The sequence below is a fragment of the Flavobacterium acetivorans genome, assembly GCF_020911885.1.
Classification (GTDB): domain Bacteria; phylum Bacteroidota; class Bacteroidia; order Flavobacteriales; family Flavobacteriaceae; genus Flavobacterium; species Flavobacterium acetivorans.
In genome coordinates this window covers 1,865,674-1,880,276 of the sequence record NZ_CP087132.1, presented here as the reverse complement: position 1 = coordinate 1,880,276, position 14,603 = coordinate 1,865,674, and the positions used below count along the sequence as shown (strand labels likewise).

The following is a 14,603-nucleotide window of genomic DNA, read 5'->3' as shown; positions in this document are numbered from 1 at the left end:
GTTAGACAAATTACATGTCAACTTTAGAAAAATAAAAAAAACCTACATATGAAAACAACACAAACATTGTTCGTTTTAGCATTACTACTGTTATCCGCAACTACGGTTACGGCACAATACGGCTATGGTAATGGATATGGTAACGGCTATGGCAATAACGGTTACGGCAGAAATGGAGGAATGGGTATGAATCAAATGAACCAAACCAGAGAGCAATCTGCACCTAAAGAAATCCCGGTCGAAGTAACTGTCAGTAAAATAATGGAACAGCTAAAACCGGAATTGAACCTTGACGCCTTACAGGAAATAGCTGTTTCGAATGTTTTAACAGAAAGCATAAAAACACAAACTGCTTTATTAAAATCAAAAAGCAGTCAGGAGGAACTTATGAAAGAATTTGAAGCTCTTTCTGAAAGTACGGATCGAAAAATGAATGTCTTTTTAAGCGAGGAACAAAAAGCAAAATATAAAGCTTTCAAAGAAGACAGTAAAAATCCGAAAAAATCAAAAAAGAAGAAATAATTATTTTTGAAAGAAAAGGCAACTTAAAATATGAGAAATAAACTTTGTTACTTGATTCTTGTTATTCTAATTACTTCCTGCGCTACAAATCCACATAAAGCCACCGAGAAAGAATATGATACCAAACTCAAAACCTTTAAGGAAATATTATCAAACAAAGAACCGGAACCATTACCGATTGTCACTAAAACTGTTATAACTATAGACAGTGTGTACACTAAACAATTGTATACCTTTAAAGACACTCTTTCAAAAACAGGACCTACGGCTTTGCAAAACGGTATTCATACGGAATGGATCAGCACGGTGAATTTTAACTTAAGAAAACCAAATTTTGTTATCATTCATCATACTGCTCAAGATTCGATACAGCAAACTATAAAAACATTTACCTTAACAAGAACACAGGTAAGTGCTCACTATGTCATTGCTGATGATGGCAGTGTAGTGCAAATGCTCAATGATTACTTACGCGCTTGGCATGCAGGGAACGGTTCTTGGGGAAAAAATACCGACATCAATTCCTCCTCTATTGGGATTGAATTAGACAATAATGGAGTCGAACCTTTTTCTGAAGCTCAAATCACTACTTTAATATCCTTATTGAGTAAGTTAAAAAAAGATTATAATATTCCAGCGCAAAATATCATTGGTCACTCTGATATTGCTCCTACGAGAAAACAGGATCCAAGTGCTTTATTTCCTTGGAAAACCTTGGCCGAAAATGGTTTCGGTCTTTGGCCTAGCGACCCACTGCCAGTTGCGCCAGAAAATTTTAATATTGAACAAGGATTACGAATTATAGGTTACGACACTAAGAATCTTTCAGCAACGATAATCGCTTTCAAACGCCATTATATGCCAAATGAAATCAATGCCGTAGTGGATGAAAAAACCAGAAATACCATTTATGATATCAGCACGAAATCATAATCTAATTTTACGAACTATAAAAAAAACCAGCCTTATCAGCTGGTTTTTTTAGTATTAATTTTAAAAATCTACAAAGGAATATTTCCGTGTTTGCGATTTGGCGTCACACTCACTTTATTTTCAAGCATGCTAAAGGCTTTGATCAATTTTCGGCGTGTATCTTGTGGCAAAATTACCTCATCTACAAAACCACGTTGCGCTGCGGTATACGGATTAGCAAACAAATCGGCATATTCTTTTTCTTTTTCCAATAGTTTAGCTGCTGGATCTGCAGCCTCATTGATCTCTTTCTTGAATATAATTTCCGAAGCTCCTTTGGCTCCCATAACAGCAATTTCGGCCGTTGGCCAAGCAAAATTCATATCGGCACCAATGTGTTTCGAATTCATTACATCATAAGCCCCACCATAAGCTTTACGTGTAATCACGGTTACTCTAGGTACAGTTGCTTCACTCAAAGCATACAATAATTTAGCTCCATGCATGATAATGCCATTCCACTCTTGGTCGGTTCCTGGCAAAAATCCTGGGACATCTACCAATACTAACAAAGGAATATTAAAAGCATCGCAAAAACGGGTAAATCGAGCTGCTTTTATCGAACTGTTCACATCCAAAACTCCAGCCAGATATAAAGGCTGATTTGCTACAATACCAATGCTTCTTCCTCCTAATCTGGCAAAACCTACAATTATATTTTCGGCAAAACTTTTATGAATTTCAAAAAAAGAATCTGCATCTATAATCCCAGCAATCACATTATGCATATCATAAGGCTTGTTAGGATTATCCGGGATAATTGTTGCAAGCTGCTCCCTAACCTCATCATTGAGTTCATAAGGTAACTTTTGAGCCATTTCCTTATTGCTTTGTGGCAAATAACTCAACAATCGTTTTACATCCTCAAGACATTCTACATCATTAACCGAAGTACAATGTGCCACTCCTGATTTAGTAGAATGCGTACTTGCTCCCCCTAGTTCTTCCGAAGTTACAGTTTCGTTCGTCACCGTTTTGACTACATTGGGGCCAGTAACAAACATATAACTGGTGTCTTCGACCATCATTGTAAAGTCAGTCATAGCTGGCGAATATACCGCTCCGCCGGCACAAGGCCCCATAATAGCGGATATTTGAGGAATAACACCACTTGCCTGTACATTTCTATAGAAAATATCGGCATAACCGCCTAAAGATCGAACGCCTTCCTGAATACGTGCACCTCCAGAATCGTTCAGTCCTATCATGGGCGCTCCCATTTTGACCGCCATATCCATCACCTTGCAAATCTTTTCGGCATGAGTCTCTGACAAAGCTCCACCAAAAACGGTAAAATCCTGCGCAAAAACATAGACTAATCGACCGTTAATAGTTCCGTATCCCGTAATGACACCATCACCATAATACATTTCTTTCTCCATTCCGAAATCAGTAGTACGGTGTGTAACCAGCATTCCAATTTCTTCAAAAGAACCTTCATCCATCAAATAATTCACGCGCTCTCTTGCGGTGAGTTTCTTCTTTTGGTGTTGTTTTTCGATTCTATTTTTACCACCACCCAAATGAGCTTTGGCAATTTTATCATTTAACTCTTTTATTTTAGACTCCATAATTTATTGATTTGGTAATCGTACGATTTTTTGATCTTCAAAATATTGCTTCAAAGCTATCATAGCAGCAATTTCGGCTTCCTTTTCCAATTGGTTTTTCAACAAATCCGCACTATAATATTTTTTCACAAAATGCGTGTCAAAATTCCCGGAACGAAAAGCTTCATGCTCGCACACAAATTTTCCAAAAGGCAAGGTTGTTTGTACGCCTTCTACCCGATACCCCTCTATGGCTTTCAACATAATTTGAATGGCTTCCGCTCTGGTTTCACCATAGGTAATCAACTTGGCTAACATTGGATCATAATAAATCGGAATGTCCATGCCTTGTTCAAATCCGTTATCCACACGTATTCCTTCACCCACCGGTAATTGGTATATATCCAAATGACCTACACTTGGCAAAAAATCATTTATTGGATCTTCGGCATAAACCCGCAATTCTAAAGCATGTCCTTTTATTTTTAAATCTTCCTGTTTGATGGTTAAAGCTTCACCGCGAGCAACTTTAATTTGCATTTCAACCAAATCAGTACCCGTAATTAATTCGGTTACCGGATGTTCTACCTGCAAACGGGTATTCATTTCAAGAAAGTAAAAATTATTGTTTTCATCCAATAAAAATTCCACCGTTCCCGCTCCCAAATAATCACAAGATTTAGCTACCAAAACGGCGGCTTCTCCCATTTTTTTTCGCAATTCCGGAGTTAACACCGCAGAAGGCGCTTCTTCGACCACTTTTTGATGGCGGCGTTGAATACTACATTCTCTTTCGAATAAATACAAAATATTTCCATGACTATCGGCCATGATTTGGATTTCGATATGTCGCGGTGAAGCAACGTATTTTTCGATAAAAACAGAACCGTCACCAAAAGCATTTAAAGCCTCACTGATTGCACGATTCATTTGGGATTCAAATTCTCCAGCGTTCTCTACCACACGCATCCCTTTTCCACCGCCACCGGCTGAAGCTTTGATCAAAATAGGAAAGCCTATTTCACTAGCCACTACTTTTGCTTTTTCGATATCCGTAATAGCTTCATCCACGCCTGGAACCATAGGGATATTATAGGCTTTCACGGCTTCTTTGGCAGCTAACTTACTTCCCATTATATGAATGGCTTTCGATTTTGGACCAATGAAGATGATATTATTTTGTTCTGCTTTTTCAGCAAATTCAGCGTTTTCACTCAAGAAACCATATCCTGGATGAATGGCGTCTACAGCTAAGGACTTACCCACTTCTATAATTTTATCTCCCAATAAATACGACTGATTTGATGGAGACTCTCCAATCCATACGGCTTCATCGGCAAATTTCACATGGGGCGCATTTCTATCTATTGTAGAATAAACAGCAACCGTTTTTATACCCATTTTCCGGGCCGTTTTCATTACTCTAATGGCAATTTCTCCCCTATTGGCAACTAATATTTTTTTCATATTTCAATAGATAAAAGAGGAAAGGCCGCTTCGCTGCAGATGTAAAAATAAAACACCTCTAACGATTTTCTTTCTTCTTGTTTCTTTCTTCTTGTTTATTTATTCTTGTTTATTTATTCTTGTTTCTTACATCTTCTATTTCGTCCGCTATTCCAACTCAATCAATAACTGTCCTTTATCAACGGCATCACCTTTACTTACAGAAATCAATTTTATGATTCCATCGCGAGGTGACAGAAAACTATTCTCCATTTTCATAGCTTCAAGGATTAACAAACTGTCATTTTCTTTGACCGGTTGACCTACTGATACGCTAATCTCTAAGATTAATCCAGGCATTGGTGCCTTGATTGCATTGACTTGTTTAGTCGCTCCAACTTCAAAGCCCATTTTTTTGATAAGAACATCAAGCGCATCAGCAATAGCTACGGTATAAGTATTGTTATTGACCTTTACAGTATAGCTTTTTTGATTGAAATTAGCAGATACAATCTCTGCTTTAAAAGGAGTGTTATGGTTTAATATATGAAACTTGTTCGTTTCTATACTAACGGCATCGAGTTGTGAAACTTGTTCCTTATCAAAATCGAATTGAAAGGAGTCATTTACATTTACTTTATAGGTACTACTCATCTGTGATTTTTTAATGACCGTAAAAATAAGTAAAAGAAAACGTTTTCGTAATAGAAAATTGGTGGATTTATACTAAAAAATAGGGTTGCTTAAAAAAATAAAATTACAATACTAATAGTCCAAAATCCCTTAATGTAGTAATTGGTTTTGAATACCAAAACAATTCAAAATCTTCCAAATGAGTTTCAAAATCAGTTTTTACTTCCTGAAAAGAATAGATTTTAATGTTCGAAACAGCTATTTTTTCTAGGATTTCTATCAGCCACTCCCCTTCATTTTTATTGGTTTGAATGGAAAAACTTTCTTTTTTGTCGTGAAAAGTCAGCGTTATCATTTCCCAGGAGTTTCCTTTTTTTGATTTGGTATAATATTCAACTGAAGGCTTTCCTCCCAGCCAAACAATTTTAGCAGTAGGCTTAATGGTAAAATCTTCGGCTGCTTCTAAGGCGTTGAAAATAAAATCAGCTGTTATTTTGGATTTCGGTATTTTAAAATCAAACCAATCCTGCAATTCGTAATCAAAACAGATTCCGTGCATGAAATTGAACAATGATTTTTTGAGTCCAAAACTGAATTTATCGTGATCAATTCCTGTATTATCAATATAATTAATGTCGTTGTTAGCAAAGGTTCCAATCGTTTCGTTTTCTTTCACTACGCCGAATTTCTCCGGATACATTCCTACTGGACTGTGGGCTGTCATAGCAAACTGATGCCAAAATCCGGATTGCAGCACTCCTGCTTCAAACAACTGACGCACCATTTCGAGACTATCCACCGTTTCCTGAACCGTTTGTGTGGGATAGCCATACATTAAATAAGCATGAACCATCACACCTGCTTCGGTAAAATTTCGGGTCACTTTGGCCACTTGTTCCACTGTTACTCCTTTGTCAATCAACTTTAATAACCGATCCGAAGCGACTTCGAGACCGCCGGAAACGGCAATACATCCCGAAGCTTTCAACAGCAAACATAAATCTTTAGAAAAGCTTTTTTCGAATCGAATGTTCGTCCACCAGGTCACCGATAATTTCCTTCTCAAAATCTCAAGCGCCAAAGCGCGCATCAGAGCCGGCGGTGCTGCTTCATCTACATAATGAAAACCATTTTCGCCTGTTTGCGCGATCATTTCTTCCATTCGATCACACAATAAACTGGCGGCAACGGGTTCGTAGACTTTTATATAATCCAAAGAAATATCGCAAAAGGTACATTTTCCCCAATAACAACCATGTGCCATGGTGAGTTTATTCCATCTCCCATCACTCCACATTCGATGCATGGGATTCACGATTTCGATTACCGAAATGTATTTATCCAACAGCAAATCCGAATAATCAGGCGTTCCCACTTGGGATTGTTTATAATCTGGTTTTGTTGAATTATTTTTGTAAACTACTTTTCCATTTTCTAAAAGAAACGTTCTTTTATAGGAATTGTAATCTGTATTTTCAATATTGGAGATTAATTCTTCAATTGGCATTTCTCCATCATCCAAAGTGATGAAATCGAAAAACTCAAAGACACGGGCATCCGAAAGCGAGCGCAATTCGGTATTAGCAAAACCACCACCCATCGAGATTTTAATTTCAGGAAAATGTTCTTTCACCCATTGTGCTGATCGAAAAGCCGAATATAAATTACCGGGAAAAGGCACCGAAATTAAAAATAATGTGGGTTGGATTGTTTCAATTCTTGCTTTTAAAATAGAAAACAGTAGATTATCGATATAAGTCGGTTCTTGTTGCAAAGCTTCGTACAATTCGTCAAATGAATTGGCACTGCGTCCCAACCGTTCGGCATAGCGACTAAAACCAAAGTTAGCGTCAACGCATTCGACAATAAAATCAGAGATATCTTCCAGATACAAAGTAGCCAAATGTTTCGCTTTATCCTGAGTTCCCATCGTTCCAAAAGCCCAATCGAGTTCTTCCAATTGAGCGAAACGAGAAGCCTCTGGCAAATAATCTTCCTGACAAATTTGAAGCGCCAATGTGGGATTCTTCCCCTGCAAAAAAGCAATTACTGAATTGATGGTTTTAATATATTCCTCTTGCAGTGCAAAAATACGTTTGCAATTATCCGTTATAGGCTGCTCTTTATTCGATTGGAACAAATCAGACAATCCTTCTTTTGAAAACAATTTCAAAATCACTTCAATCCCTAAATCTGCCTGAACAGATTCGATGCCTTTAGTATTTAGAAAACCCTTAATATAAGCCGTTGCGGGATAGGGCGTATTCAGTTGCGTAAAAGGTGGCGTGATGAGAAAAAGTTTCGTTTTCAAAGGAAATTTGTTTTGTGCAAAAATAAGGGATAATTATTAAAATAAGCTTTAGAAAAAAAAGTCAAAAAAACAATCTACTAAAATTTTTAGCTTAAAAACGAAAGTTACATTAGAATAAGAACAGCAAACTCCACATTTCACAAAGCTTTCATAAACCAAAAATCGTAACTTTACTTTTTATTACATTTACATAAAATAGTAAATTATGCCTACCGACTGTATCAGCTATCAAAATTCAGGATATTTCTCTCCTTTGATGAATGATTATTTAAATCAAAAAAACAATTTAAAGGAACTTTACAATAGATTCCCTTCAATTGAAAACTTTGAAAATCAAATTATTGAGAAACAAAGTAATTTCAACCATAACCATCGCTCCGCTTTAGTTTCTGTATTGCAAAAACAGTATGCTAAAATTGAAACTTCTCATTTGACTCTACAAAATATTGAAGCTTTAAAGGTAAACAATACTTTTACAGTAACTACAGGACATCAATTGAACCTCTTTACTGGTCCTTTGTATTTTTTATACAAAATCATATCTACTATTAATCTTACAAAAGATTTAAAAGCTAAATACCCGGCTTACAATTTTGTGCCTATTTATTGGATGGCGACCGAAGACCATGATTTTGAAGAAATAAATCATTTTAATTTCAAAGGAAAAAAATTCAGATGGAACAAAATAAGTAGCGGTCCTGTAGGTCGTTTGTCAACCGAAGGTTTAGAAGAATTCCTTGAAATATATACTCAGGAATTAGGAACTAGTACTAACGCAATTGCAATCCAAAAACTGTTTCAGGAAGCCTATTTAAATCATAATAATCTTGCCGACGCTACACGCCATTTAGCAAATGCCCTTTTTGGAAACTACGGTTTAGTCATCCTTGATGCCGACCATTCAGAATTGAAACGCAACTTTATTCCTTTTATGAAGGAAGAATTACTGCAGCAAACTTCCCATAAAAAAGTATCAAAAACGATTGAACAGTTAAAAGAGTACTCCATTCAGGTGAACCCGCGCGAAATTAATTTGTTCTATATCGAAAATAATTTGCGCGAACGCATTATTTTCGAAAATGAGAAATACAAAGTAAACCATACCAAAATTGAGTTTTCAGAAAATGAAATCCTAGAACTACTTGATAGTAATCCTGAGAAATTCAGTCCTAACGTGATTATGCGTCCGTTGTACCAGGAAGTGATTTTACCCAACTTATGTTACATTGGCGGAGGCGGAGAAATTGCCTATTGGCTTGAATTAAAATCTTTCTTTGATGCGGTAAAAATTACTTTTCCGATGCTTTTAGTTCGAAATTCAGCGCTTTTAACTACCGAAAAACAAGAAAAAAAAGCTACTAAATTAGGCCTAAGCTGGACTGATCTATTTTCTAAACAAGCTGAATTAGTTAATAAAAAAACTATAGATTTCTCGGATTTCCCAATTGATTTAAGTATCCAAAAAGACTTTCTAAAAAACCAATTTCATTATCTGCATTCCATCGCAAAAAAAACGGATCAATCTTTTTCAGGAGCCGTAAAAGCGCAAGAAGCTAAGCAAATAAAGGGATTAGAAAATTTAGAAAAACGTTTATTAAAAGCTCAAAAACGAAAATTTAACGACGAACTGGAACGCATAACCAACCTGCAGAACGAATTATTCCCGAATAAAAGTTTGCAAGAACGTCAGGCTAATTTTTCTGAATTTTATTTGGAAAATGGAGAAAATCTAATTCCGAAACTCTTCAGCCGTTTACAAGCTTTGGATCAAAGTTTCGAAATCATTACATTATAATCGAATTTGATTTACTATAATGCGAAAATTACAACATTATTAAACAAAATAAACTATTTTTGCATCAAATTTAAAAAACACAAAAATCGAAATGGCTACAAATAGAACATTTACAATGATTAAGCCGGATGCTGTTGCTAACGGACACATCGGAAACATACTTGCTATGATTACTAACGCAGGTTTCAAAATCGTTTCTTTAAAATTAACTCAACTTACTGTTGCTGATGCACAAGCATTTTATGCTGTTCACGCTGCAAGACCTTTCTACGGAGAATTAGTTGAATTCATGTCAAGAGGACCTATCGTTGCCGCTATTTTAGAAAAAGATAACGCTGTTGAAGATTTCAGAACTTTAATTGGTGCTACAAATCCAGCTGAAGCTGCTGAAGGAACAATCCGTAAAGCATACGCAACTTCTATCGGAGAAAATGCAGTTCACGGTTCTGACAGCGATGAAAATGCAGCCATCGAAGGTGCTTTCCATTTTGCAGGAAGAGAGCAATTTTAATTTTCGATTAAAGATTAGCGATTTTTGAACTACGATTTAAAAATCATCCAAATAAAAATGCCGTTTCAAAATTTTGAAACGGCATTTTTATTTAAGCATTTGACTGTATTCTTCTTTAAAACTGTACTTTTTTACTCCAAAATAAGATAAGTTTTCTAGTAGGATTTTTTTTAATTCACCATAATTAGAATGATAAAAATTCGAAATACAAGCGACTCTTTTTCCATTTTTTAAAACAAATAAAAACTCAAAACTTCCTGATTTACCAGACTGAATTGAAATTTCAAAACCATCTAATTTTTTAAAATCATAAACTTCAGACCTTCCTAAACCAAAGAGCTTACAAACAGAAATAAAATCAGTATTTACACTTATTTTATGAGCTCTAGTTCTAAATTCCGTCAGCCAAAAATAAGCAACAAATAATAAAAACAAAACTGGCAACACAATAGTCGCTACAGGAGAAACCAAGCAAATATAAAACAAAAAGAAGCCAAAAAATATTAATCCAATAGCTGTAAAAAAAGGTAATATTTTAAATTTGCTTCTAATATTTCGCATCATTAAAAAACTAAAATTATTATCTCAAAACAACACTAGTAACAACATCCCTACGCAATTCTTCATTAATCATTGCTACAATTTTAGATTTACCATGACTCAATTCTTCTCTCAAAACTGAAGAAGTCAACTCAACATACAAAGTACCTCCTTTTAGAACTACATTATTAGTATAACTGTTAACGCCGTTTCCCATCAGGTTTTTCCAAGCCTCTTTCACATCCATTTGATCCATTCCCGCTTGCAACTTATTCGTCTGGATAATTTGCTTTAACACATCCCCTATCGTACTTTGATTATTCAGTCTTTTTGCCATCGTCATTTAAATTTATTGGTCCTGCTTTTTTGTAATGATATCTAGTATTTTCAGTGTTTTTCAACACTAATTCCTTGTCCGTAAGCGTTATTATTTCCTCACTCCACTTGGCATAATCAGTCTTATAATCCAAGAATGCTTTGTCTTTCTCAAATCGGACTTTAAGCTGCTCATAAGTATCATTAACTAAAAATGTTCCGTCTAACTGCGGCATCACTTTCTTACGAATTCCCTTGTCATTTTTTCCAATTTCAAAAAAATCATAACTTTCATTGATCTTATAATCCTTGTCTTCCCCATCTGCCAGAGCTACTTTCTCTATCTCCCAATAGCCATTTATTTTAGCAATATCCGCAGGCTGAACCTTTGGCTGACAGCCAACAAAAAACAAAGAAAACACTAAAATTTGGAATATATTTTTCATAAAAATCGTTTACTTATTAGGAGCTTTTTCCTGCTGTACGCTGTATCTGCACTAAAAAAAGTGCGGGATGCCGCTTCCATCAGGGCTAGGAATTGGATCAATAAAATCTCTTTTTCTATATGCGACAAAGTTAAGCTTAATAAATTCAAAGAAAACAAAAATAGCAAAACACATTAAACTATTTTAGCTATTTTTAATCCAAAGAAAAAATAAAAATCAAAGCATGCCAAAAATAATCTACACCCTTCTGATCTTGCTTTTATTTGCTAGTTGCAATTCCGAAACAAAAATTCCAACCCCCACTGCAGATACTTATTTCCCTCCCCTTACAGGAACAAACTGGGAAAAAAAATCAATTGCAGACTTGAACTGGAAACAATCGGCCGTTCAACCGCTTTTAGACTATTTGCAAATAAAAAACACCAAATCCTTTATGATTTTGGTCAATGGACGAATTGTTATGGAAAATTATTTCAATGGCCATACTGCTACTACAAATTGGTATTGGGCCAGCGCCGGAAAAACCTTGACAGCAACCCTAACCGGAATTGCAGAACAGGAAGGATTTATAAATCTAGACACCAAGGTCTCAACCTATCTAGGAAATAACTGGACAGGCTTAGCCTTAAACAAAGAAAACCTGATTACTGCTAAACACTTGCTCACTATGACTTCCGGACTGGAAGACCTAGACAATGGATATTGTGTCACGGCGGATTGCCTGACCTATAAAGCAGATGCCGGAACCCGATGGGCGTATCACAATGTTTATGTCAAATTGCAGGATGTCATTGCCCGAGCTACAAATCAAACTTGGCCTACTTACTTCAACACTAAATTAAGGGACAAAATAGGAATGAACGGCAACTGGATTACAGTTGATAATAACTCTGTATACACAAGTACAACAAGAAGCATGGCGCGTTTTGGTTTACTAATTCTCAATAAAGGAAAATGGAATAACAATATTATTCTAAATGAAAACTATTGTAATACCGCTACAACAACTTCACAAAATATAAATCAAGGATATGGTTATTTATGGTGGATCAACGGGAAAAATAGCTACCAATTGCCTCAATCGCAATTGCAATTTTTGGGAAGTATAATTCCCACTGCGCCAAATGATATGTTTATGGCTTTAGGAAAAAACGATCAAAAAATATATGTTGTTCCCAGCAAGAATATGGTAATTATCAGGATGGGAAATGCAGCAGACAATTCAAACCTAGCTTTATCAGACTTTGATGAGATATTATGGCAAAAAATAAGTGCTCTATATCAATAAAAAAAACACATTCGAACAGAATTCAAATGTGTTTTTCAACCAAAACCAACTAGAAAACTTATTTTTATATTTTATCTTCGAGATGGCTCTCAAAAAATAAAATAACATTCTTTTTATAATATCGATAAGCCGAAAAATGGCTTTCGATCTCTTTTCTAAACTTAGTGTGATTATTTAGATAGAACGTTTCGCATTGAACATCATCACACTCTTTTATCATATCCAACTTATTCAGAAAATCTGTTAATTGTCTGTAATAAGATTCGTTTATTTCTTTAACATTTGTCAGATCTTTTATTAAATCCTCTTTTTTTTGTGGGTTGAAATTCAAGATCTTAAAAACAGACGAAGTTAACATTCGTTTATAAAAGAGGATTTCTACCCTTATAATCGAAATTTCTTCTTTCCAAAGCGCAATATCTCTATCCATAAATTTCATTTGGATATCATCAATTGTCTCATGTTTATAAATCAAATCTTTCATAGCGCTTCGGTATTAAGCTGAATTTCCTGCTGGCTTACCCCTATAATCTCAATCTCATTAGTCCCTGACGGAAATTGCCAAACTATGCGATCGCCCTTGGCATAACCAAAAAGTGCCAATCCCATAGGAGACAAAATAGAAATCTTGTTTTGCTTTATATTACTTTTCTCAGGAGTCACAATTTGATAACTACTTTCCGTATTAAAAGGCGTTCGAATTCTCACAACCGAATTGTATCGAATTACATCTTCTGGCATCTTGCCTTCTTTCTTAATTTTAGCAGATAGCAATTCCGTTTTCAACTTTTTAATTGAATCTCTATATATTTTATCTTCCTGGCTTCTAGAACTCTCTATATTTCGCATTAGCAAAGCATACTCTCTTTCGTCTACTATTAATTGTCCGTATTTCATAATTATAATGTAAAAGTGTAAAGTCAAAACCTCTATAGTAACGCTGAGTCACTATAAAGGTATATTTTTATTAAACTGATTAAAAAGTGTTTAAGGAAAAATCCCTCTATGATTATAGGCTATTTCTATCCTTGTTATTGCTAAAATATAGGCTGCTGTTCTCCAGTCAATTTCCCCTTCTTCTACAAAACCTTCCACTTTATAGAAGGCCTCACTAAGTTTTTTATCAATCTTTTGCATCACTTCTTCCAGTGACCAAAACTCCCCATTTCTATTTTGAAGCCATTCAAAATAACTACCAATCACCCCACCTGAATTACATAAAATATCAGGAATAATGGTAATTCCATTTCTTAACAGGATTTGCTCTCCTTCGGTATCTATAGGCCCATTTGCCCCTTCTGCAATCACATCTGCTTTAACAGAATAGGCGTTTTCCTCCGTAATTTGATTTCCTAAAGCTGCTGGAATAAGGACATCACAAGGCAAAGCAAAAAACAAGTCTGAGTCCATTTCTTTAGCGCCAACAAAGCCTTTTACAGAGCCATTTACAGCTTTTGAATGATCAAATAAAGCTTGTACGGCTATCCCATTTTCATTAATTATTGTAGCCTGAGCATCCTGAACTGCTATCATAATAGCACCATCCTGACTTAAGAAATGAGAAGCCCAATAACCTACATTACCAAAACCTTGTACAATAAACTTTTTACCCTGCAAACTTTCACCTCTACTTTTGTACAGCAACTTAATAGTCAGATACACCCCGTAACCAGTGGAACGATTTCTCCCTTCTAAACCACCAGAACCAACGGGTTTCCCTGTTACCACATGCTGATTACGAGAGCGCTCTGATGATGGTTTTGTTGACATAAATGTATCAGCCATCCAAGCCATCGTTTGTTCATTAGTATTGACATCTGGTGCCGGAATATCATGTTCCGGACCAATGTTTTCTCCCAAAGCATAAGTAAAACGTCTTGTAATACGCTCCAGCTCTTGAATTGAAAATTCTTTTGGATCAATTTGAATTCCTCCTTTTGCCCCGCCATAAGGCAAACCAGCCAATGAGGTTTTCCAAGTCATCCACATGGCAAGCGCTTTAGTATCCTCGGCATCAACTGAGGGATGGTAACGCAAACCGCCTTTATAAGGCCCTAATGCATTGTTGTGTTGCACTCGGTAACCGGTAAAAACTCGTACTTCACCATTGTCCATCTTAACGGGGAAGTTAATTGTAATTTCATTATTTGTTACTGATAAAATTTTTCTAATATTTGGATTCAAATTAATGCTATCAGCTGTTTTATTAAACTGTTGCATCACATTGTCGAGCATACTTTTTTTTGTTGCTCCTTTTATAGTTGTCATATTATT

The 14,603-nt window shown here is 35.6% G+C and carries 15 protein-coding genes; 5 read left to right on the top strand and 10 right to left on the bottom strand.

The annotated features are described in order from the left end of the window. Window positions 1–48 precede the first annotated feature (48 nt). Together LNP19_RS08275 and LNP19_RS08270 are read left to right on the top strand one after the other, a co-directional pair. Window positions 49–522, top strand: a complete 474-nt coding sequence (locus LNP19_RS08275; RefSeq protein ID WP_230061463.1) for a hypothetical protein — start codon at window positions 49–51, stop codon at window positions 520–522. Between the two features lie 30 nt (window positions 523–552). After that, window positions 553–1,455: an N-acetylmuramoyl-L-alanine amidase gene (locus LNP19_RS08270; RefSeq protein WP_230061462.1), complete on the top strand. Its 903-nt coding sequence runs from the start codon at window positions 553–555 to the stop codon at window positions 1,453–1,455. 68 nt (window positions 1,456–1,523) lie between these two features. On the opposite strand, the gene LNP19_RS08265 is transcribed toward LNP19_RS08270, so the two are convergent. From LNP19_RS08265 to LNP19_RS08250, 4 genes are all read right to left on the bottom strand, one after another. Next, complete coding sequence (locus tag LNP19_RS08265; RefSeq protein WP_230061461.1) at window positions 1,524–3,065, bottom strand: acyl-CoA carboxylase subunit beta; 1,542 nt, start codon at window positions 3,063–3,065, stop codon at window positions 1,524–1,526. Window positions 3,066–3,068: 3 nt separating this feature from the next. Further along, a complete protein-coding gene (accC, locus tag LNP19_RS08260) occupies window positions 3,069–4,511 on the bottom strand; it encodes an acetyl-CoA carboxylase biotin carboxylase subunit (RefSeq protein ID WP_230061460.1) in 1,443 nt (480 codons plus the stop codon). Between the two features lie 147 nt (window positions 4,512–4,658). Further along, window positions 4,659–5,144, bottom strand: coding sequence for an acyl-CoA carboxylase biotin carboxyl carrier protein subunit (locus LNP19_RS08255; protein ID WP_230061459.1), 486 nt, complete (start codon window positions 5,142–5,144; stop codon window positions 4,659–4,661). 103 nt (window positions 5,145–5,247) lie between these two features. Then, window positions 5,248–7,434, bottom strand: a complete 2,187-nt coding sequence (locus LNP19_RS08250; RefSeq protein WP_230061458.1) for a B12-binding domain-containing radical SAM protein — start codon at window positions 7,432–7,434, stop codon at window positions 5,248–5,250. A 205-nt stretch (window positions 7,435–7,639) separates the two neighbouring features. On the opposite strand from LNP19_RS08250, the gene bshC reads away from it, so the two are divergent. Continuing rightward, entirely contained in the window at window positions 7,640–9,229 is a 1,590-nt protein-coding gene (gene bshC, locus LNP19_RS08245; RefSeq protein WP_230061457.1) for a bacillithiol biosynthesis cysteine-adding enzyme BshC, read from the top strand. A gap of 91 nt (window positions 9,230–9,320) precedes the next feature. Continuing rightward, entirely contained in the window at window positions 9,321–9,740 is a 420-nt protein-coding gene (locus LNP19_RS08240) for a nucleoside-diphosphate kinase (protein WP_072941331.1), read from the top strand. An 87-nt stretch (window positions 9,741–9,827) separates the two neighbouring features. On the opposite strand, the gene LNP19_RS08235 is transcribed toward LNP19_RS08240, so the two are convergent. Genes LNP19_RS08235 through LNP19_RS08225 form a run of 3 tightly spaced genes read right to left on the bottom strand, consistent with a single transcriptional unit; the run spans window position 9,828 to window position 11,041 of the window. Further along, window positions 9,828–10,304, bottom strand: coding sequence for a hypothetical protein (locus LNP19_RS08235; protein ID WP_230061456.1), 477 nt, complete (start codon window positions 10,302–10,304; stop codon window positions 9,828–9,830). 16 nt (window positions 10,305–10,320) lie between these two features. Further along, window positions 10,321–10,617, bottom strand: a complete 297-nt coding sequence (locus LNP19_RS08230; protein WP_230061455.1) for a DciA family protein — start codon at window positions 10,615–10,617, stop codon at window positions 10,321–10,323. Next, a complete protein-coding gene (locus tag LNP19_RS08225) occupies window positions 10,598–11,041 on the bottom strand; it encodes a lipocalin family protein (RefSeq protein ID WP_230061454.1) in 444 nt (147 codons plus the stop codon). The genes LNP19_RS08230 and LNP19_RS08225 overlap by 20 nt, the downstream gene beginning before the upstream one ends. Window positions 11,042–11,264: 223 nt before the next feature. Here LNP19_RS08225 and LNP19_RS08220 point away from each other — a divergent pair, with 223 nt between their 5' ends. Next, complete coding sequence (locus LNP19_RS08220; protein WP_230061453.1) at window positions 11,265–12,329, top strand: serine hydrolase domain-containing protein; 1,065 nt, start codon at window positions 11,265–11,267, stop codon at window positions 12,327–12,329. A 64-nt stretch (window positions 12,330–12,393) separates the two neighbouring features. Here the strand turns inward: LNP19_RS08220 and LNP19_RS08215 are convergent, their stop codons facing one another. The 3 genes from LNP19_RS08215 to LNP19_RS08205 form a co-directional block, all read right to left on the bottom strand. After that, complete coding sequence (locus LNP19_RS08215; protein ID WP_230061452.1) at window positions 12,394–12,759, bottom strand: hypothetical protein; 366 nt, start codon at window positions 12,757–12,759, stop codon at window positions 12,394–12,396. 50 nt (window positions 12,760–12,809) lie between these two features. Next, entirely contained in the window at window positions 12,810–13,226 is a 417-nt protein-coding gene (locus LNP19_RS08210; RefSeq protein ID WP_230061451.1) for a GreA/GreB family elongation factor, read from the bottom strand. 90 nt (window positions 13,227–13,316) lie between these two features. After that, window positions 13,317–14,597: a Glu/Leu/Phe/Val family dehydrogenase gene (locus LNP19_RS08205; RefSeq protein WP_230061450.1), complete on the bottom strand. Its 1,281-nt coding sequence runs from the start codon at window positions 14,595–14,597 to the stop codon at window positions 13,317–13,319. Window positions 14,598–14,603 lie beyond the last annotated feature (6 nt).